This window comes from Pseudomonas sp. P5_B3 (genome assembly GCF_056400405.1).
Genome location: NZ_JBFULI010000005.1, coordinates 1 through 18,873, shown reverse-complemented (window position 1 = coordinate 18,873; position 18,873 = coordinate 1). Strand labels below are relative to the sequence as shown.

Genomic DNA, 18,873 nt, shown 5'->3' with positions numbered 1-18,873 from the left:
GCTTCAGGGCTTGAGCCAGGTGCCCTGGCTCTGGGCCTCGCAGTACGGCTGCAAATATGCCGCGTCGGTGGCAACGCCGTAATAGTGAATATCCTGGCGGTAGGGCATATTGGCGACTTGGGCGTTGCTGCAGATACCAAATGCGCCGCCGGGGCATTGATCGACATACTGCACCTCGACTTTCTGCCCCGCCAGGTTCGGCTGGCAGAAGCCGTCGGCAAAGAGCTTTGGCGGGATGTTGCGGTTCTGCTGGCAAACCTGGACATCAAGCCGCTCGCCCTGGCTGTGAACCACACAAGCCTGGGCCAGCACCTCGCCTGAAACGAGTGCCAGGAGCAACGACAAGCCAATCAACCGCATCCACCACCTCCTCAGAAATCATCAACCATGCTGCAGAATATCCCCACTCATGTCATTGCCGGACCGTTGGGCGCCGGCAAGACCAGCCTGATCAAGCACTTGCTGGCCCAGCGCCCGGCTGGCGAGCGCTGGGCGGTGTTGATCAATGAGTTTGGCCAGATCGGTCTCGACGCTGCGCTACTGACCCAGGACGCCGATGGTATCGCACTGGGGGAAGTGGCCGGGGGCTGCTTGTGTTGCGTCAACGGTGCGCCGTTTCAGATTGGTCTTGGGCGTTTGTTGCGCAAGGCACAACCGGATCGGCTATTCATCGAACCCTCAGGGCTGGGGCATCCGGCGCAGTTGCTCAGGCAATTGAGTGAAGCGCCGTGGCAAGGCGTGTTGGCTGTTCAGCCTTGTGTGCTGGTGCTGGACGCCCAGGCGCTCGCCGCAGGCAAGCCATTGCCGGATGCGCAACAGCAAGCGCTGGGCCATGCGGGGCTACTGCTGTTGAACAAGTCTGAAGGTCTCGAAGAAGAAAGCCGCCAGCGAATCGCCGGACAATTGCCGCCGCTCCCCCTGTGCTGGACGCAACAGGCGGCTTTACCCTTAAGCGAGTTGCCGGGGCTGAATACCAAAGCACTGGCAGGTGTGAATAACTTCGTCGTACCCAAGGGATTGGCGCAGTTGCCGGCGGTCTGGAGCGATCCCGCGTTGCCCATTTGCTTGAGTCAGGAACAGGACGGTGGCTGGAGCATCGGATGGCGTTGGCACCCAAGCCAGGTATTTGATGTCGCTCTGGTGAGCCGGTGGCTTGAAAGTCTTGGATGGAGGCGGGCGAAGCTGGTTATCCACAGCTCGCACAGGTGGGTCTCGGCGAACGCGGTGGATAACTCGGTGCTGGACTGGCGGCCCAGTGAATGGCGGCAGGATTCGCGTATCGAGCTGATTTTCAGTGAAGCGCAGAATGCAGAACGACTGCAGCGTGAGCTGGCAGCGTGCCGATCCGGATCGGGTTAACGGCTCAAGGCCGCCACTTGGTATGGTCCTGACGCCACTGGCTCAGCTCGATCACTTCCGCGCGAGGTTTCGCCACTTCGACCACTGGTTCGGTTTCGTCGAACGGGACCGGGTAGGGTGCCAGCTCAATCTGTGCGCTGTGAGCACCGAACTGGGTGATGGTGCCGTTGTGGCGGGTTTCGCCCGTCACGGTGAATTCGAAGTTATACACACGGGCCAGGCGTCGGCGACCACTGGCATCCCTGATGAACGCGATTCTTTTCAAGGCCACGTTGCCGTCAAGCAATTCGATCCCGAGTTTGCCGCAATGCTGCTTCACCCGCTCCAGCGCGCGCTCGCGCAAGCCGTGGTTGTGCCATAGCCATGCGCCGGCAGTGGCGAACAGCATCAGCACGAATATATTTCCAAGGGTCAGCATCAACAGGGTGCTCCAACAAGATAGTGTCAGCTTAACTGCGTCGCTGGTCTGTCGTACAGGCTGCGTTTAGTCGCATACTGCGCGGCTAGAATTTCAATCGTTTTACGGAAATCCACCGCATGAAACGTACTCCGCATTTGCTCGCTATCCAGTCCCACGTGGTATTCGGTCACGCCGGCAACAGTGCCGCGGTTTTCCCGATGCAACGGGTCGGGGTGAATGTCTGGCCGCTCAACACCGTGCAGTTCTCCAATCACACCCAGTACGGTCAGTGGGCCGGTGAAGTGCTGGCGCCGCACCAGATCCCGGACCTGGTCGAAGGCATCGCGGCGATTGGCGAGTTGGGCAACTGCGATGCGGTGCTCTCCGGTTACCTCGGCAGTGCGGCCCAGGGCCGGGCGATCCTGACAGGGGTGGCGCGGATCAAGTCGATGAATCCCAAGGCGCTGTACCTGTGTGACCCGGTCATGGGGCATCCGGAGAAGGGCTGCAGTGTTCCGGCGGAGGTCAGTGATTTCCTGTTGGAAGAGGCCGCCGCCGTGGCGGACTTCATGTGCCCGAACCAGTTGGAGCTGGACAGCTTCTCCGGGCGCAAGCCGCAATCGCTGTTCGATTGCCTGGCCATGGCGCGTGCATTACTGGTGCGCGGCCCGAAAGCGGTGCTGGTCAAGCATCTGGACTACCCAGGCAAATCGGCAGAGGTCTTCGAGATGCTGCTGGTGACGGCCGAAGGCAGCTGGCATTTGCAGCGCCCGTTGCTGGCGTTCCCGCGTCAGCCGGTGGGCGTGGGCGATCTGACGTCTGGTCTGTTCCTGGCGCGTGTGCTGTTGGGCGACAGCCTGGTGGCCGCGTTCGAGTTCACGGCATCGGCGGTGCATGAAGTGCTGCTGGAAACCCAGGCGTGTGCCAGCTACGAGTTGGAACTGGTTCGGGCTCAGGACCGGATTGCCCATCCGCGGGTGAGGTTCGAGGCGACGTCGATCAGCCTTTGATTCGGCGCTGCCCCCATCGCGAGCAAGCTCGCTCCCACAGGGTTAATGCTGTACCTGTGGGAGCGAGCTTGCTCGCGATAGCGGTCCGAAGATCACGCAAGAGCGACCCGCCTTAGGCGTCGCCCTTGATCTCCTGATAACGCTTTTCCAGCTCCTGACGAATCTGCCGGCGCTGCTGAGCCTGGATGAAGCGGCGCTTGCTCTCGCTGTTATCCGGTTGCAACGGTGGTACGGAGGCAGGTTTACGCTGGTCATCCACCGCGACCATGGTGAAGAAGCAACTGTTGGTGTGACGCACCGAGCGTTCGCGGATGTTCTCGGTCACCACTTTGATTCCCACCTCCATGGAGGTGTTGCCGGTGTAGTTGACCGAGGCGAGAAAGGTCACCAGTTCGCCGACATGGATCGGCTCACGGAAAATGACCTGATCCACCGACAGGGTCACCACATAGCGGCCGGCATAACGGCTGGCGCAGGCGTAGGCCACTTCGTCGAGGTATTTGAGCAGGGTGCCGCCGTGAACATTGCCAGAGAAGTTGGCCATGTCGGGGGTCATCAATACCGTCATCGACAGCTGGGCGTTTCCGGGTTCCATAGCATTCTCACGGGTCAAGGCCAGGTTTGAGGGATGCACCTCTGCGGGTGCCTCGGCGGTTTTTTCAAACCAACAGTTATCGGGACGCCGGGTGCGGAGTCGCCGTCACGCCGGATCGATCTGTTTCCATATATTGCACCGCCTTTCTGCCAGAAGTCGCGGTGTTACCCTGCAAAAAGCCCTGACTTAAGGGCATTTCCTACGTGCAATTCCGATTTTTGTTCTGCTCGATCAGACTTTTCCTGCGGACGGGGATCGAGCAATGCCATCCAGGGAGTCTCACGCCATGCATGCCATCAGTTTCATTCAGGATCTGGCAGTGATCATGTTGATCGCAGGAGTGGTCACCGTGGTCTTCCATCGCCTGAAACAACCGGTGGTGCTGGGATACATCGTCGCCGGTTTCATCATTGGCCCGCACACCCCGCCATTCGGCCTGATCCATGACGAAGAAACCATCAAGACCCTGGCCGAACTCGGGGTGATATTCCTGATGTTCTGCCTGGGCCTGGAATTCAGCCTGCGCAAGTTGTTCAAGGTCGGTGCCACGGCATTCATCGCGGCATTCCTGGAAATCGTGCTGATGATCTGGATCGGCTACGAAATCGGTCGCTGGTTCGACTGGAACACCATGGACTCACTGTTCCTCGGCGCGATCCTGGCGATTTCCTCGACCACCATCATCGTCAAGGCGCTCAACGACCTGAAGTTGAAAAACGAGCGGTTTGCCCAGTTGATATTCGGGGTGCTGATCGTCGAAGACATCCTGGGCATTGGCATCATCGCGCTGTTATCCAGTATCGCTGTCAGCGGTACGGTCAGCTCCGGCGAAGTGTTTTCTACAGTCGGCAAGCTGTCGCTGTTCATGATCGTCGCATTGGTCATCGGTATTCTGATGGTGCCGCGGTTGCTGGCCTACGTGGCCAGATTCGACAGCAACGAAATGCTACTGATTACCGTGCTGGGCCTGTGTTTCGGCTTCTGCCTGCTGGTGGTCAAGCTTGAATACAGCATGGTCCTCGGGGCGTTCCTGATCGGCGCAATCATGGCTGAATCCCGGCAACTGCCGAAAATTGAACGCTTGATTGAACCGGTTCGTGATCTTTTCAGTGCGATTTTCTTCGTGGCCATCGGGTTGATGCTCGATCCGGCGATCCTGCTTCAATACGCTTGGCCAATCGCCGTAATCACCGTAGCCGTGGTGCTCGGCAAGATGTTGTCCTGCGGCCTTGGTGCATTTATCGCCGGCAATGACGGACGCACCTCACTGCGAGTCGGGATGGGTCTTTCACAGATTGGCGAATTCTCTTTCATCATTGCGGCACTGGGCATGACGCTGCAGGTCACCAGTAACTTTTTATACCCCGTGGCTGTGGCGGTTTCGGTGATCACGACCTTACTGACGCCCTATCTGATCCGTGCGGCTGATCCATTGTCGATCAAGCTCGTCGGTGTCATGCCAGAACGCCTGGGACGAGTGTTGGGGATGTACGGCGAATGGCTGCGCAGCATCCAGCCTCAGGGTGAGAGGGCGTTACTGGCATCCATGATTCGGCGGATTTTGCTGCAGGTGGGAGTCAATCTGGCGCTCGTGATCGCGATCTTCTTCTCGGGGGCATACTTCGCCGAACGTATGTCAGCTTACCTGCAAGGCTGGATCAGCGATCCAAGCTGGCAAAAGGCGTTGATCTGGGGTGGGGCGCTGCTGTTATCGCTGCCGTTTTTGATTGCGGCGTACCGCAAGCTAAAGGCACTGTCGATGTTGCTGGCGGAAATGGGCGTGAAGCCGGAGATGGCCGGGCGCCACACGCAGCGAGTGCGCCGGGTGATCGCCGAAGTGATCCCGATTCTGTCGTTGCTGGTGATCTTTTTACTGCTGGCAGCCTTGTCGGCCAGTATTCTGCCGACCAACAAGTTGCTGGTGCTGATCGCCGTGGTCGCGGCCGCCGTAGCGGCGCTGCTGTGGCGCTGGTTCATTCGTGTGCATACGCGGATGCAGGTGGCGTTGCTGGAAACCCTCGACAATCACAAAGAGTCGTCCGGGCATTGACCACCCTGCGGCGTTGACTGGGTCAGCTTTCCAGCCAGACGTCCCGTGCCCAGTGCCACACCGATTCCCAGGTTTCTTCGGCGATCAGCTCTTCTTCGGCTTGCCAAAGCACCACGGTGCCGTCTTCTTCGACGCAATAGTAGTCATCACCGTCCTGGCAGATCGGGATCAGGCTGCGATCGACGCCGGCGTCCCAGGCGTTGGCGGCAACGTCGGGCAGGTAGGTGTGGGATTGCGGGTCGGTCACGGTGACCGGTTCCAGGCTGCCGTAGACCACGTCGCTGACGGTCAGCAGAAACTCTCTGAAGACGAACGGAATGTCGATGAACAGTTGTTCTTCGATTTCGACCAGCAGGTCTTCGTCAGGCAATTCCAAGGGGACCGGTACCGGTTCGTTGGCTTCACGCAGTTGTTCGATGATTTCTTCCACGTCCGGGATCCTCTTGCTTGTATGGCGCGGTTTATATGGGGCGGTTTATACAGTAGCTCGCTATAGATGCAACCGCGAAATAGAAAACCCCGGCCTGAGCCGGGGTTTTTTTTACAGCAAGTGAAGTTCTACGCGGGATCAGCCGTTCTGGCGGATACCAGCCACCAGCCAAGGCTGGTTTTCGCCCTGTGCACGTTCCATGTTCCAGCTTTCGCTGAAGACTTCGCCCTGGTCGAAACGCGAGGTTTTCGACACGCCAGTGAAGGTCAGGGTAGCGATGGTCTTGTCGGCGCGATCGTCCACGCCGTCCAGTTGTACATTGAGGTTATCAATGTAGGTGGACTGGAAACCGTCACCCAGGTCAGCACGCTCACGCTTGAGGAATTCCAGCATTTGCGGGGTCACGAACTCGGCGATCTTGTCCATTTCGTTGGCGTCCCAGTGCTGTTGCAGGGACTGGAAGTGATTGCGAGCCGCTTCGACGAAGTTTCTTTCGTTGAACCAGGCTGGAGCATTGATCACTGGACGAGCGGCAACAGGCGCAGCCGAACCACCGAAGATCGAACCGCCGGCAGGCTTTTGTTCGAACGCTTCACGCTGCATCGGCGCATGACCGGCCGGAGCGTAATGCTCCTGCTGCTTGCGACGACGGGCGGCGATGAAGCGGAAGACCAGGAACGCGATAACCGCCATGATCAGGATGTCGAAGATCTGCATGCCCTGGAAGCCGTCACCCATGAACATGGAGGCCAGCAGGCCACCGGCCGCGATACCGGCCAGAGGGCCGAGCCAGCGCGAGGCGCCACCGGCCTTGGCGGCGGCGCCAGCGGCGCCGGCAGCACCAGCGGTCGCCGCAGCGCCGCCCATGCCTGGAGAAGAAGGAGCCATCTGGCTGGTCTGGTGTGTCGGCGCAGCGCCGGCGCTTTTGCCACCACCGAAGCGCTTGGCGGCATTGACGTCGAGACTCATCGTCAGGCCGATGCACAACGCCATGGCGATGCTAAGAAAACGTTTCATAAAGGGAATTCCCATTTGTGGAAGGCACGCGCGCCATGTTGCACAGCTGAAGTGTTACTGGCTAGCGGCAGAGTGTTTCGGGCTTTTGCCTGACAGGTTTCATTCAGCTTCAGTCAGCGCAATAGGGCCTTTTGACTTTGATATGTCAGATGAGTGGATAAGTTTTGTAGGACGGTCGCCTAGCGACGTAATGCCAGCATGACGACTCCGGCCGTGATCAGACCGATTCCGCCCCATTGACGCAGGTCGAGTTTTTCACCCAGCAGGACTACGCCAAGAACGGCCACCAGCACCACGCTGAGTTTGTCCACCGGGGCAACCAGTGACGCCGGACCGACCTTGAGTGCGCGGAAATAGCAGATCCACGACGCACCAGTAGCCAGACCGGACAACAGCAGGAACAGGTAGCTCTTTGCAGAGATCGATCCCAATGACTGATATTGGCCCGTGGCGTACAAAATCAAGGCCAGGCTGACCAATACCACTATCGTACGTAGCAGGGTGGCGAAGTCGGAATTGACGTTTTCGATGCCAACTTTCGCGAAAATGGCGGTCATCGCCGCGAATGCCGCCGATAACAGGGCCCAGAATGTCCAGGAAGAAAAAAAGCCTGAGCCCATCTCATCGCACCTTTAAATTCAGATATCGGCCTGGAGCCTGTCTACAACCTGTGGGAGCGAGCTTGCTCCCACAGAAAAGCTAGATCGCTTCCAGCTTGGCGTAACCCAGCATCAGCCACTTGCTGCCTTCGCTGAAGTTCACCTGCACCCGGGCCTGTGCACCGGCGCCCTCGAAGTTGAGGATCACGCCGTCACCGAAGATCGAATGGCGCACAGTCTGACCCAGACTGAAGCCGGTTTCCGGAATCTCGCTGCCGCTGAACAGGTTGCTGCCACTCATCGACTGGTTGCCACCGAACGGACGGCTGACGCTGTTGGACAACCGCACCTCCTGAATCAGGCCTTTCGGAACTTCGCGTACGAAGCGCGACACCTTGTTGTAGGTCTCGCTGCCATAAAGGCGCCGGGTTTCAGCATAGGTCATCACCAGGTTCTGCATGGCCCGGGTGATGCCGACGTAGGCCAGACGACGCTCTTCCTCAAGGCGGCCGGGTTCTTCCAGGCTCATCTTGTGCGGGAACAGGCCTTCCTCCATGCCCACCAGGAACACGTAAGGGAATTCCAGGCCCTTGGCGCTGTGCAGGGTCATCAGTTGAATGCTGTCTTCGTGCTCGTCGGCCTGCGTATCGCCGGCCTCCAGTGACGCGTGACCGAGGAACGCCGCCAATGGCGTCAGGTCTTCGTCTTCTTCGCTGTTTTCGAAGTTGCGCGCGGCGCTGACCAGTTCCTCGAGGTTTTCCACCCGGGCCTGGCCTTTCTCGCCTTTTTCCGCTTCGTGATAGGCGATCAACCCCGACTGCTCGATGACGGTCTGGGTCATCAGGTGCAGCGGCATTTCCATGCACTTGGCGGCGAGGTTCTCGATCAGCTCGATAAACGCGCCAAGGGCACCGGCCGCGCGACCGGTCAGGCCTTTGTTGGCCACCAGTTGGCGCATCGCTTCCCACATCGACACATCGCTGTGGCGCGCATGGTCGCGGATCGCTTCGACGGTTTTCTCGCCGATGCCACGGGCCGGCACGTTAATGACCCGCTCCAGAGCCGCATCGTTGCCACGGCCTTCGAGCAAGCGCATGTAGGCCATGGCGTTCTTGATTTCGGCGCGTTCGAAGAAGCGCTGGCCGCCATAGATGCGATAGGGAATGCGCTCGCGCAGCAAGGCTTCTTCCAGAACCCGCGATTGGGCGTTGGAGCGGTACAGAATCGCGATATCGCTGCGAGACAAGCCGGTTTTCAGCGCACTTTCGATGGTTTCGACAACGTAGCGTGCTTCGTCGTGTTCGTTGAAGGCGGCGTACAGGTTGATCGCTTCGCCGTCGCCGCCGTCTGTCCATAGCTCTTTGCCCAAGCGCCCGGTGTTATTGGCGATCAAGGCGTTGGCAGCCTTCAGGATGCCGGCGGTGGAGCGATAGTTTTGCTCCAGGCGAATGGTTTCGGCGTCCGGGAAGTCTTCGGAGTACTGGTAGATGTTCTCGATTTTCGCGCCGCGCCAGCCGTAGATCGACTGGTCATCGTCGCCCACCACCATCAGGCTGTCGCCACCCTTGGCCAGCAGGCGCAACCAGGCGTATTGCACGGCGTTGGTGTCCTGGAACTCGTCCACCAGAATGTGCCGGAAGCGCTTCTGATAGTGCGCCAGCAGCCCCGGATGGTCCCGCCACAGATCGAGAGCACGCAGCAGCAACTCGGAGAAGTCGATAACGCCTGCGCGCAGGCAAGCGGCCTCGTAGGCTTCATAAATGCCGCGCATGGTCGCCAGGAACAGGTCGCCGCTGGCTTGAATGTGTTGCGGACGCAGGCCTTCGTCTTTCTGCCCGTTGATGAACCACTGGGCCTGACGGGCCGGCCAACGCTGTTCGTCCAGGCCGAGCTCGCGGATCACCCGCTTGACCAGCCGTTGCTGGTCGTCGCTGTCGAGAATCTGGAACGTCTGGCTTAAGCCCGCTTCCTGCCAGTGCGCCCGCAGCAAGCGGTGCGCCAGGCCGTGGAAGGTGCCGACCCACATGCCGGCCGGGTTGATACCCATCAGCTGTTCGATGCGCTGGCGCATCTCGGCAGCGGCCTTGTTGGTGAAGGTCACCGACAGGATGGAGTGGGGCGAGGCGTTTTCGACCTGGATCAGCCAGGCGATACGGTGCACCAGCACTCGGGTTTTACCGGAACCAGCACCGGCCAGGACCAACTGACGACCCACGGGGGCTGCTACAGCCTGGCGTTGGGCATCGTTGAGGGAGTTCAGCAGAAGGGAGAGATCATCGCGCATCGGGGCATTCTAGGGGGCGGCGACACACCGGGCAAACTCCACTTTGCTTTAGCCGATGAAAGTTAAGTGAAGGACGACCGGTCGGTCATTGGCTGCAGGCGTTGGCGGGGCGTGTCCGTAGCGTTTTCAGGGGGATCGGCGGCTGAAAAAATTTGGCCATTTATTGATCTGCAGCAGTTTGGTCCGGGCAATTGCTTGTGTATGCTCCGAGCAGTTTCGGGCCCATGCTCATCATTATAAGAACAAGAACATCGCCTATGACCCTCAGCTTCGACCTGTCGGGCCCCATTGTGGAGCCCAGGGTCATCCGTAAACAGTACGCCATGGAAATGGCGGTCGAACGCACGCGCCTGTTGTATCAGGGCTCGCTGTTGCCCACGTTGTTCATGCTGATCAATGGCCTGGTCTGCGCCGGTTTGCTCTGGAGTCCGCAGCGCTATTTCCTGGTCAGTGTCTGGCTGGTGTGGTTATTGTCATTGGTGGCGTTGCGGGTGATTCAGGTCGCAGCCTTCGATTCGGCCATTCCCAATCGTCAGGCCCATCCCATTTGGCGACGGATGTTTTTGCTGGGCTCCGGCCTCACCGGTCTGACCCTGGCTGGTGCCGGCATCGCCCTGGTTCCCGCCGATAACTTCATTCAGCAAGCCTGGGTCTTCGGCCTCATCGGTGCCGCAGCGCTCTCGGCCAGTGTTGCTTATGCGGTCAGTTTGCCGGCCTTTCTGTCATTTACCTTGCCCTGCCTGTTGCCGGCCATCGCCTATATGTTTTGGGGGGCTGACGAACAGCAGCAAGGTTGGGGCTGGTTCGGGCTGATCCTGCTCGGTGCATTGAGCGTGGTTGCCTGGCAAGTCAATCGATTGATCGATCGGGGCTTGATGCGGCGCTTTCAGAATCAGGCGCTGATCGAGCATCTGCAGCAGGCACAAAGCTGCAGTGATCAGCTCAATCAGAAGTTGGCCAAGGAGATTGAACAGCGTCGACGTGCCGAGGATGAATTGCGAGAAATCCAGATCGACCTGGAAAACCGTGTCGCTCAGCGCAACCTGGAACTGGATGCCGCCAACCAGGCACTGAGCAAGAGTGAGGCGCGTCTGGCGCTGGCATTGAAGGCCAGCGAGTTGGGGTTGTGGGACTGGAATCTGCAAACCGACGAAGTCCATCACACGCAGATTCAGGAATTGTTCGGCCTGGAGCCGGAACAGGTCACGGCGATATTGCGTCACCTCAAGCCGCGCCTTCACCCCGAGGATCTTCCTGCGCTGAAACGGGCGCTGGTCGAGCATTTGAAGGGCCGCACCGAGGACTATCAAATCGAGTATCGCGTGCGGCATGGCGACGGCCACTGGGTCTGGATCGAGGACCGCGGGCGGGCGGTCGAGCGCGCCGAGAACGGCCGGGTGATTCGCATGGTCGGCACTCGCCGCGACATCAGCGTCAGCAAAGGCCTGGAAGAGCAGCAGCAACTGGCAGCGACCGTGTTCGAGGCGGCCAGCGAAGGGATCGTGATTTTCGATCCGAACTACGCCCTGATCGCGATCAATCAAGCCTTTAGTCGGGTGACCGGCTATGACATCGAAGACATGATCGGACGTAATGTCATTGAACTGCCATGCAGTCGCGATGCGCGTCGGCATTACGCCGCAATACATCAGGCGCTGGAACAGCAAGGCAGCTGGCAAGGCGAATTGGTGGAAACCCGCAAGAGCGGCGAGATGTATCCGCAATGGCTGCAACTGAATGCTGTGCGCGATACTCGGGGAAATGTCAGCCATATTGTGGGCTTTTTCGCCGATCTCTCAGCCCGTCGAGAATCCGAAGAGCGCATGCGCTATCTGACCCACTACGACGAACTGACCGGTCTGGCCAACCGCGCGATGTTTCGCGAACGACTCAGCGAGGCTCATCAACGAGTGCGACAGGGCGGTTATCGCAGCCTGGCATTGCTGCACATCAATCTCGATCGGTTCAAGCAACTCAACGACAGCCTCGGGCATGAAGTCGCCGATCAGTTGCTGCAGAAAATGGCCCGGCGGCTGGTGAATGCATTGCCTGAAGCAGACACCATCGCGCGCCTTTCCGGTGATGAGTTTGCCGTGCTGTTCAACGCTTACGGCAACCTTTCGAGCCTGGCCCGGGTGGCGACTCGCCTGGCGAGCAAGTTGCGTTTGCCGGTGACCATTGAGGGGCATGAACTGGTGGTCAGCGTGTCGATGGGCATCAGCTTGTTGCCGGACAGCGCCCGGGAAATTTCTGCATTGGTCAGTCAGTCGAACATGGCCATGCAGCACGCCAAACACCTGGGTGGTGATAATTTCCAGTTTTATACCGACAGTTTGCAAGCCAGCACGCTGGAGCGTTTACAGCTGGAAAACCACTTGCGCAAAGCCATCGAAGACAAACAACTGAAGGTGTTTTACCAACCGAAACTGTGCCTTGCTACGGGCAGGTTGAATGCCGCTGAAGCCTTGGTGCGTTGGGATCATCCGACCATGGGCCGTGTGCCGCCGGGGGATTTCATCGGCCTGGCTGAAGAAACCGGATTGATCGGCCCGATCGGTGAGTTCGTGCTGCGTCAGGCCTGCTGGCAAGCCTGTGAGTGGCAGCGGCAGGGGCTTGAAGCGATTCGAGTGTCGGTCAACTTGTCGGTGCATCAATTGCGCCAGGGCAAATTGGTCAGCCTGGTGCGACAGGTGCTGGAAGAAACCGGGCTGGCACCGCATCTCCTGGAGCTGGAACTCACCGAAAGCCAGTTGCTGGACAGCGTCGAGCACATCATCGCAACCTTCCAGCAATTGCGTGATCTCGGGGTGAAACTGGCCATTGATGATTTTGGCACTGGCTACTCATCCCTGAGCTATCTCAAGCGGATCCCGGTGGATTACGTGAAGATTGATCAGGCGTTTATCCGTGGCTTGGGTGAGGGCGCCGAGGATGCGGCGATCACCCGGGCGATCATTGCCATGGCTCATGGCCTGTCTCTGAAGGTCGTGGCGGAAGGGGTGGAGCGGGGAGAACAGCTTGAGTTTTTGAAAGCCGAGCGCTGCGATGAAGTACAGGGCTATTTGATCAGTCGCCCGGTTGAGGCCGAGACATTGGCGGGTTTACTGCACACGCAAGCCGCAAGCTGACGAGGATACGTAAGGCGCTTTTGTCCATTTAAACGCGCACTCGGCGCACCTGGACAGGCGCCATGAGTGCTACATGAAGCGCGGGCACCTGAAATCGAGGGATTCGGTTACGCATTGAGCAGGCAAAAAGCCGATTCATGTAGTATAACTACAAGCGTGCTACATCACCGGCACCTGCCAATAACAAAGAGTCCAGCCCCTTGAACCTGCTGCAACACATCGCCCAGTCTCGCCACCTGTTACGCAAGTCGGAGCTCAAGGTCGCCGACCACGTGCTGCTCGATCCTGCGGCCGTGATGCACAGCTCCATGGCTGACCTGGCCCACAGCGTGGGCATCAGCGAACCGACCATCGTGCGTTTTTGCCGTGCCATCGGTTGTTCCGGCTTTCAGGACCTGAAGCTGAAGCTGGCCCAGAGCCTGGCGGCAGGTGCGAGTTTCGGCCAGTTTGCGATCCACGAAGACGATTCGGTCGCCGACTACAGCCTGAAAATCTTCGACACCACCCTGCATACCCTGATGGAGGTTCGCGAGAAGCTCGATCCGCTGGAATTGCAGCGGGCAGTGACACTGATGTCCCAGGCCCAGCGTGTCGAGTTCTACGGCTTCGGCGCCTCGGGTGCGGTTGCGGCGGACGCCCAGCACAAGTTCTTCCGTTTGCTGCTGACAGCAGCGGCTTATTCCGACCCGCACATGCAGGCGATGTCGGCCGTAACGCTCAAGCCAACCGACGTGGCGATCTGCATTTCCCAGTCCGGGCGCTCCAAGGACCTGTTGATCACCGCCAACCTGGTGCGTGAAAGCGGTGCCTCGTTGATTACCTTGTGCCCGAGCCAGACGCCATTGGCCGAGCTGTCTACGGTCAATCTGGCGATCGATGTGCATGAAGACACTGAAATCTATACGCCGCTGACTTCGCGGATCGCCCACCTGGTGGTGATCGATGTGCTGGCGATGGGCGTGGCCATGGCCCGTGGCCCGAGCCTGGTCAACCACCTCAAGAGCGTCAAGCGCAGCCTGCGCAGCTTGCGGTTGTCGCCCAAGTCGGTGAAAGCGCTGGACGACTGACGTCGTCGTAAGGTCGTTCCGACCTTAATCGCGAGCAGGCTCGCTCCCACAGGGTTCAGTGCTGTAAATGCAATTTGTGCAGCGCTCGAGATCCATTGTGGGAGCGAGCTTGCTCGCGATGGCGGCCTAGAATACACCGCAACTTTCATCAGCCTGTAACGCCCGAGCCGCCAAACCGTCATCCCCCGCGCCTATCTTGAAACTCCCGTACTCGCCTTGGGAGACTCGAAATGGCCATGCCCTACGAAGAACGCAACAGCGCTGTCAGAACCCGTCGTCAGCAAGAAGATCAGCGCCGCATGGAATTCCGCCGCGCCATCGAAGATCGCTGCGAACGCCGTCAGCTTCTGGCCGAAATTGGCGATTTTCCGGAGTTGGAACTCAACTTCTGGCAGGCATCTGCCTCGACTTCCCGTCGAAGCGCTCAGCCAGCGCGCTGATCTGAAGCCGTTCGCTACGGATAAACGCCAGGAAGGCGTGCGCCACCGGTGACAGGCGTTTCGCCTTGGCCTGCACCAGGCACCAACTGCGAAACAGTGGCAGCTCCTCGACCGGTAGCTCGATCAGTCCACCGGTTGCCAGCTCAAGGCTCAGGGCGTGGCGCGTCAACAGCGCAACGCCCAGGCCTGCCAGTACACATTCGCGCTGAGCTTCGGCAGACGAGACTTCCTGAGTCTGGTTGAAGTGCACGCGCTTCTCCTTGAAGTATTCTTCGCACGCAAGCCGCGTCCCCGAGCCGGGTTCGCGCAGCAGAAGGGTGTAGGGCTCGAGATCCTGCAGGCGCAGCGGCCCCATATGACACAGCGGGTGATCCGGTGGCGCCACGGCGACGATCGGGTTGTTCAGGAACGGCAGGAATTCCAGGCCCATGTCCTGCGGCACCATGGACATGATCACCAGGTCGTCGCGGTTGTCCGACAGGCGCCGAATGACCTGGCCACGATTGACCACCGTCAATTGCAGGTTCACTTCCGGGTGCTGGCGTTTGAACGCGGCAAACAGATGCGGTACGAAGTATTTGGCGCTGGATTCGATCGCCAGTTTCAGTTGCCCCTGCAACGAGCCCTGCATGTCCGACAGCTGCATGTCGAGGTTTTCCAGGCGCCCGAAAATATCCCGACTGGCCCGCTGTAACGCTTCAGCCGCTTCGGTCATGTAGAGTTTTTTGCCGACGTAATCGAACAAAGGCTGGCCAATCAGCTCTTCAAGTTGACGAATCTGCAGGCTGACGGCAGGTTGTGTGAGCGACATTTCCTCGGCCGCACGGCTGTAGGACCGCAAATCACAGACCTCGTTGAAGATCTGCAATTGCCGTAAAGTCATACGCATCAATGACTTACGCATTATCTGGTCACTCTCGTCGCTGGCTGGTGAATCAACTATAAGTCTTTACTTATGCACGACCCAATTTTTATTCATTTTTGTTAATCCCTTGTGGGCGCTAGTGTGGACCTGCGACCAAACTGAAACATTTGGTCACTCGTCGACCTGGTCTAGCAGGTCGTGGGTACACCGGCTCAAGGGAACCTCCAAGTGATAACAAAGATCCTGATCGCCAACCGTGGTGAGATTGCCGTACGAATCGTACGTGCCTGCGCCGAAATGGGGATTCGCTCGGTCGCGATCTACTCCGACGCCGACCGTCATGCCCTGCACGTAAAGCGTGCAGATGAGGCCCACAGCATTGGTGCCGAACCTCTGGCCGGTTACCTGAACCCGCGCAAGCTGGTGAACCTGGCGGTGGAAACCGGCTGTGATGCGTTGCACCCAGGCTACGGATTCCTTTCGGAAAACGCCGAACTGGCGGAGATCTGCGCCGAGCGCGGAATCAAATTCATTGGTCCATCGGCTGAAGTCATTCGCCGCATGGGCGACAAGACCGAAGCCCGCCGCAGTATGATCAAGGCCGGCGTCCCGGTTACACCGGGCACCGAAGGCAACGTGTCGGGCATCGAAGAAGCCCTGACCGAAGGTGATCGCATCGGTTACCCGGTGATGCTCAAGGCCACTTCCGGTGGTGGCGGCCGCGGCATTCGTCGCTGCAACAGCCGTGAAGAACTTGAACAGGCTTTCCCACGGGTCATTTCCGAGGCCACCAAGGCTTTTGGTTCGGCGGAAGTGTTCCTGGAAAAATGCATCGTCAATCCGAAGCACATCGAAGCGCAGATTCTTGGCGACAGCTTCGGCAATGTGGTGCACCTGTTCGAGCGTGACTGTTCGATCCAGCGCCGCAACCAGAAACTGATCGAGATCGCCCCGAGCCCGCAACTGACCCCGGAACAGCGCGCCTACATCGGCGACCTGTCGGTGCGCGCAGCCAAGGCCGTGGGTTACGAGAACGCCGGCACCGTGGAGTTCCTGCTCGCCGAGGGCGAGGTGTACTTCATGGAGATGAACACCCGGGTGCAGGTGGAACACACCATCACCGAAGAAATCACCGGAATCGACATTGTCCGCGAGCAGATCCGCATTGCCTCCGGCCTGCCGCTTTCGGTGAAGCAGGAAGACATCCAGCACCGTGGTTTCGCCCTGCAATTTCGGATCAACGCCGAAGACCCGAAGAACAACTTCCTGCCGAGCTTCGGCAAGATCACCCGTTACTACGCCCCCGGCGGCCCTGGCGTGCGCACTGACACGGCGATTTACACCGGTTACACCATCCCGCCGTACTACGACTCGATGTGCCTGAAACTGGTGGTGTGGGCGCTGACCTGGGAAGAGGCGATGGACCGTGGCCTGCGCGCCCTGGACGACATGCGCCTGCAAGGGGTCAAGACCACCGCCGCGTACTACCAGGAAATCCTGCGTAACCCGGAATTCCGTAGCGGCCAGTTCAACACCAGCTTCGTTGAAAGCCACCCTGAACTGACCAACTACTCGATCAAGCGCAAACCCGAAGAGCTGGCCCTGGCCATCGCCGCCGCCATCGCCGCCCACGCAGGCCTGTGAGGAATAGAACAATGTCCAAGAAAATTCATGTAACCGACACGATCCTGCGCGACGCCCACCAATCGCTGCTCGCGACCCGCATGCGCACCGAAGACATGCTGCCGATCTGCGACAAGCTCGACAAAGTCGGCTACTGGTCGCTGGAGTGCTGGGGCGGCGCAACGTTCGACGCCTGCGTACGTTTCCTGAAAGAAGACCCGTGGGAGCGTCTGCGCCAACTGCGCGCCGCGCTGCCTAACACCCGCCTGCAAATGCTGTTGCGCGGCCAGAACCTGCTGGGCTACCGCCACTACAGCGACGACGTGGTCAAAGCCTTCGTCGCCAAGGCAGCGGTCAACGGCATCGACGTGTTCCGCATCTTCGATGCCATGAACGACGTGCGTAACCTGCGCGTGGCCATCGAAGCGGTGAAAGCCGCCGGCAAACACGCCCAGGGCACCATCGCCTACACCACCAGCCCGGTGCACACCATCGAGGCCTTCGTGAACCAGGCCAAGCAAATGGAAGCCATGGGTTGCGATTCGGTGGCGATCAAGGACATGGCCGGTTTGCTGACCCCGTACGCCACCGGCGAACTGGTCAAGGCATTGAAAGCCGAGCAGTCGCTGCCAGTGTTCATTCACTCCCACGACACCGCTGGCCTGGCTGCGATGTGCCAGATGAAGGCCATCGAAAACGGCGCCGATCACATCGACACCGCGATCTCCAGCTTCGCCTGGGGCACCAGCCACCCGGGCACCGAGTCGATGGTCGCCGCCCTTAAAGGCAGCGAGTTCGACACCGGTCTGAACCTGGAGCTGCTGCAGGAGATCGGTCTGTACTTCTACGCCGTGCGCAAGAAGTACCACCAGTTCGAAAGCGAATTCACCGCCGTCGACACCCGTGTTCAAGTCAACCAGGTACCGGGCGGGATGATTTCCAACCTGGCCAATCAGTTGAAAGAGCAGGGCGCACTGAATCGCATGAGCGAAGTGCTGGCCGAAATTCCGCGTGTTCGTGAAGACCTCGGCTTCCCGCCGCTGGTGACCCCGACTTCGCAGATCGTCGGCACCCAGGCGTTCTTCAACGTGCTGGCCGGCGAGCGCTACAAGACCATCACCAACGAAGTGAAGCTGTACCTGCAAGGCGGCTACGGCAAGGCGCCGGGCACCGTGAACGAACAACTGCGTCGCCAGGCCATCGGCAGCGAAGAAGTGATCGACGTTCGCCCGGCCGATCTGCTGAAGCCGGAAATGGCCAAGCTGCGTGCCGACATCGGCGCACTGGCCAAGTCTGAAGAGGACGTGCTGACCTTCGCCATGTTCCCGGACATCGGCCGCAAGTTCCTCGAAGAGCGTGCTGCGGGCACCCTGACACCTGAAGTGCTGTTGCCGATTCCTGAAGCCGGCGGCGTCGCCTCGGCTGGTGGCGAAGGCGTACCGACTGAGTTCGTCATCGACGTTCACGGCGAAACCTACCGCGTCGACATCACCGGTGTCGGCGTCAAGGCTGAAGGCAAGCGTCACTTCTACCTGTCCATCGACGGCATGCCGGAAGAAGTGGTGTTCGAACCGCTCAATGAATTCGTTGGCGGCGGCAGCAGCAAGCGCAAGCAAGCCACTGCACCGGGTCACGTCAGCACCACCATGCCGGGCAACATCGTCGACGTGCTGGTCAAGGAGGGCGACACCGTCAAGGCAGGCCAGGCCGTGTTGATCACCGAAGCGATGAAGATGGAAACCGAAGTCCAGGCGGCCATCGCCGGTAAAGTCACCGCCATTCACGTGGCCAAGGGCGACCGGGTGAACCCGGGCGAGATTCTGATCGAGATCGAAGGCTGAGTTAACAGCCGCGATAACAACGTTTTAAACCTCGGGGGGGCATGTGCTCCCCTTTTTTTGTGCGCCCAGCATGGGCGCAATCTTGCGGGTGAAAGTCCCGTCGTAAGCTGACCACAGCGAACGAAGTGAAGCGCAACTGCATGAGGGCGACCGAGTGTGGGGAGG

At 59.5% G+C, this 18,873-nt stretch carries 16 protein-coding genes; 8 read left to right on the top strand and 8 right to left on the bottom strand.

The features are described 5' to 3' along the window. Positions 1–3: 3 nt before the first annotated feature. Positions 4–360 carry an NADH:ubiquinone oxidoreductase gene (locus AC1DRN_RS04790; protein WP_223459030.1) on the bottom strand — a complete coding sequence of 119 codons (357 nt, stop codon included), beginning with the start codon at positions 358–360 and terminating at the stop codon, positions 4–6. Positions 361–387: 27 nt separating this feature from the next. Between AC1DRN_RS04790 and AC1DRN_RS04785 the strand changes: the two genes are divergently transcribed. Next, positions 388–1,359: a CobW family GTP-binding protein gene (locus AC1DRN_RS04785; protein ID WP_223459028.1), complete on the top strand. Its 972-nt coding sequence runs from the start codon at positions 388–390 to the stop codon at positions 1,357–1,359. A gap of 4 nt (positions 1,360–1,363) precedes the next feature. On the opposite strand, the gene AC1DRN_RS04780 is transcribed toward AC1DRN_RS04785, so the two are convergent. Continuing rightward, complete coding sequence (locus tag AC1DRN_RS04780) at positions 1,364–1,777, bottom strand: DUF3301 domain-containing protein (protein ID WP_223459025.1); 414 nt, start codon at positions 1,775–1,777, stop codon at positions 1,364–1,366. A 119-nt stretch (positions 1,778–1,896) separates the two neighbouring features. Between AC1DRN_RS04780 and pdxY the strand changes: the two genes are divergently transcribed. After that, positions 1,897–2,769 carry a pyridoxal kinase PdxY gene (pdxY, locus tag AC1DRN_RS04775; protein WP_046038853.1) on the top strand — a complete coding sequence of 291 codons (873 nt, stop codon included), beginning with the start codon at positions 1,897–1,899 and terminating at the stop codon, positions 2,767–2,769. Between the two features lie 112 nt (positions 2,770–2,881). On the opposite strand, the gene AC1DRN_RS04770 is transcribed toward pdxY, so the two are convergent. After that, a complete protein-coding gene (locus AC1DRN_RS04770; protein ID WP_056726807.1) occupies positions 2,882–3,364 on the bottom strand; it encodes an acyl-CoA thioesterase in 483 nt (160 codons plus the stop codon). A 286-nt stretch (positions 3,365–3,650) separates the two neighbouring features. Between AC1DRN_RS04770 and AC1DRN_RS04765 the strand changes: the two genes are divergently transcribed. Continuing rightward, the gene (locus tag AC1DRN_RS04765) at positions 3,651–5,414 is read left to right on the top strand and encodes a cation:proton antiporter (RefSeq protein ID WP_457266005.1); all 1,764 of its coding nucleotides are present in this window, start codon (positions 3,651–3,653) and stop codon (positions 5,412–5,414) included. 22 nt (positions 5,415–5,436) lie between these two features. Here the strand turns inward: AC1DRN_RS04765 and AC1DRN_RS04760 are convergent, their stop codons facing one another. From AC1DRN_RS04760 to uvrD, 4 genes are all read right to left on the bottom strand, one after another. Next, positions 5,437–5,844: an SMI1/KNR4 family protein gene (locus tag AC1DRN_RS04760; protein WP_003187120.1), complete on the bottom strand. Its 408-nt coding sequence runs from the start codon at positions 5,842–5,844 to the stop codon at positions 5,437–5,439. Positions 5,845–5,982: 138 nt separating this feature from the next. Then, positions 5,983–6,861, bottom strand: coding sequence for a Tim44 domain-containing protein (locus AC1DRN_RS04755; RefSeq protein ID WP_104450320.1), 879 nt, complete (start codon positions 6,859–6,861; stop codon positions 5,983–5,985). 179 nt (positions 6,862–7,040) lie between these two features. Beyond that, a complete protein-coding gene (locus AC1DRN_RS04750) occupies positions 7,041–7,481 on the bottom strand; it encodes an EamA family transporter (protein WP_007971691.1) in 441 nt (146 codons plus the stop codon). A 79-nt stretch (positions 7,482–7,560) separates the two neighbouring features. After that, positions 7,561–9,744 carry a DNA helicase II gene (gene uvrD / locus AC1DRN_RS04745; RefSeq protein WP_223459021.1) on the bottom strand — a complete coding sequence of 728 codons (2,184 nt, stop codon included), beginning with the start codon at positions 9,742–9,744 and terminating at the stop codon, positions 7,561–7,563. Positions 9,745–10,001: 257 nt separating this feature from the next. Between uvrD and AC1DRN_RS04740 the strand changes: the two genes are divergently transcribed. The 3 genes from AC1DRN_RS04740 (at position 10,002) to AC1DRN_RS04730 (ending at position 14,379) form a co-directional block, all read left to right on the top strand. Then, positions 10,002–12,872, top strand: coding sequence for an EAL domain-containing protein (locus AC1DRN_RS04740; protein ID WP_223459019.1), 2,871 nt, complete (start codon positions 10,002–10,004; stop codon positions 12,870–12,872). 200 nt (positions 12,873–13,072) lie between these two features. Further along, entirely contained in the window at positions 13,073–13,939 is an 867-nt protein-coding gene (gene hexR / locus AC1DRN_RS04735; RefSeq protein WP_007954250.1) for a transcriptional regulator HexR, read from the top strand. Positions 13,940–14,169: 230 nt separating this feature from the next. After that, positions 14,170–14,379, top strand: coding sequence for a PA3496 family putative envelope integrity protein (locus AC1DRN_RS04730; protein WP_223459017.1), 210 nt, complete (start codon positions 14,170–14,172; stop codon positions 14,377–14,379). Here the strand turns inward: AC1DRN_RS04730 and AC1DRN_RS04725 are convergent. Further along, positions 14,321–15,283 (bottom strand): LysR family transcriptional regulator, encoded by a 963-nt coding sequence (locus tag AC1DRN_RS04725; RefSeq protein ID WP_223459015.1) that lies wholly within the window; start codon positions 15,281–15,283, stop codon positions 14,321–14,323. The two genes, AC1DRN_RS04730 and AC1DRN_RS04725, sit on opposite strands and share 59 nt — an antisense overlap. Before the next feature lie 189 nt (positions 15,284–15,472). On the opposite strand from AC1DRN_RS04725, the gene AC1DRN_RS04720 reads away from it, so the two are divergent. After that, the gene (locus tag AC1DRN_RS04720; protein WP_046038868.1) at positions 15,473–16,888 is read left to right on the top strand and encodes an acetyl-CoA carboxylase biotin carboxylase subunit; all 1,416 of its coding nucleotides are present in this window, start codon (positions 15,473–15,475) and stop codon (positions 16,886–16,888) included. Between the two features lie 11 nt (positions 16,889–16,899). After that, positions 16,900–18,708: a sodium-extruding oxaloacetate decarboxylase subunit alpha gene (gene oadA / locus AC1DRN_RS04715; protein ID WP_223459013.1), complete on the top strand. Its 1,809-nt coding sequence runs from the start codon at positions 16,900–16,902 to the stop codon at positions 18,706–18,708. Positions 18,709–18,873: the final 165 nt, after the last annotated feature.

Bases quoted from the DNA above. Each gene is read 5' to 3' on its own strand.
- oadA (WP_223459013.1), top strand. From the start codon at position 16,900: ATGTCCAAGAAAATTCATGTAACCGACACGATCCTGCGCGACGCCCAC.
- pdxY (WP_046038853.1), top strand. From the start codon at position 1,897: ATGAAACGTACTCCGCATTTGCTCGCTATCCAGTCCCACGTGGTATTC.
- AC1DRN_RS04765 (WP_457266005.1), top strand. From the start codon at position 3,651: ATGCATGCCATCAGTTTCATTCAGGATCTGGCAGTGATCATGTTGATC.
- uvrD (WP_223459021.1), bottom strand. From the start codon at position 9,744: ATGCGCGATGATCTCTCCCTTCTGCTGAACTCCCTCAACGATGCCCAA.
- AC1DRN_RS04730 (WP_223459017.1), top strand. From the start codon at position 14,170: ATGGCCATGCCCTACGAAGAACGCAACAGCGCTGTCAGAACCCGTCGT.
- AC1DRN_RS04780 (WP_223459025.1), bottom strand. From the start codon at position 1,777: ATGCTGACCCTTGGAAATATATTCGTGCTGATGCTGTTCGCCACTGCC.
- AC1DRN_RS04785 (WP_223459028.1), top strand. From the start codon at position 388: ATGCTGCAGAATATCCCCACTCATGTCATTGCCGGACCGTTGGGCGCC.
- AC1DRN_RS04790 (WP_223459030.1), bottom strand. From the start codon at position 360: ATGCGGTTGATTGGCTTGTCGTTGCTCCTGGCACTCGTTTCAGGCGAG.
- AC1DRN_RS04755 (WP_104450320.1), bottom strand. From the start codon at position 6,861: ATGAAACGTTTTCTTAGCATCGCCATGGCGTTGTGCATCGGCCTGACG.
- AC1DRN_RS04725 (WP_223459015.1), bottom strand. From the start codon at position 15,283: ATGCGTAAGTCATTGATGCGTATGACTTTACGGCAATTGCAGATCTTC.
- AC1DRN_RS04770 (WP_056726807.1), bottom strand. From the start codon at position 3,364: ATGGAACCCGGAAACGCCCAGCTGTCGATGACGGTATTGATGACCCCC.
- AC1DRN_RS04740 (WP_223459019.1), top strand. From the start codon at position 10,002: ATGACCCTCAGCTTCGACCTGTCGGGCCCCATTGTGGAGCCCAGGGTC.
- AC1DRN_RS04750 (WP_007971691.1), bottom strand. From the start codon at position 7,481: ATGGGCTCAGGCTTTTTTTCTTCCTGGACATTCTGGGCCCTGTTATCG.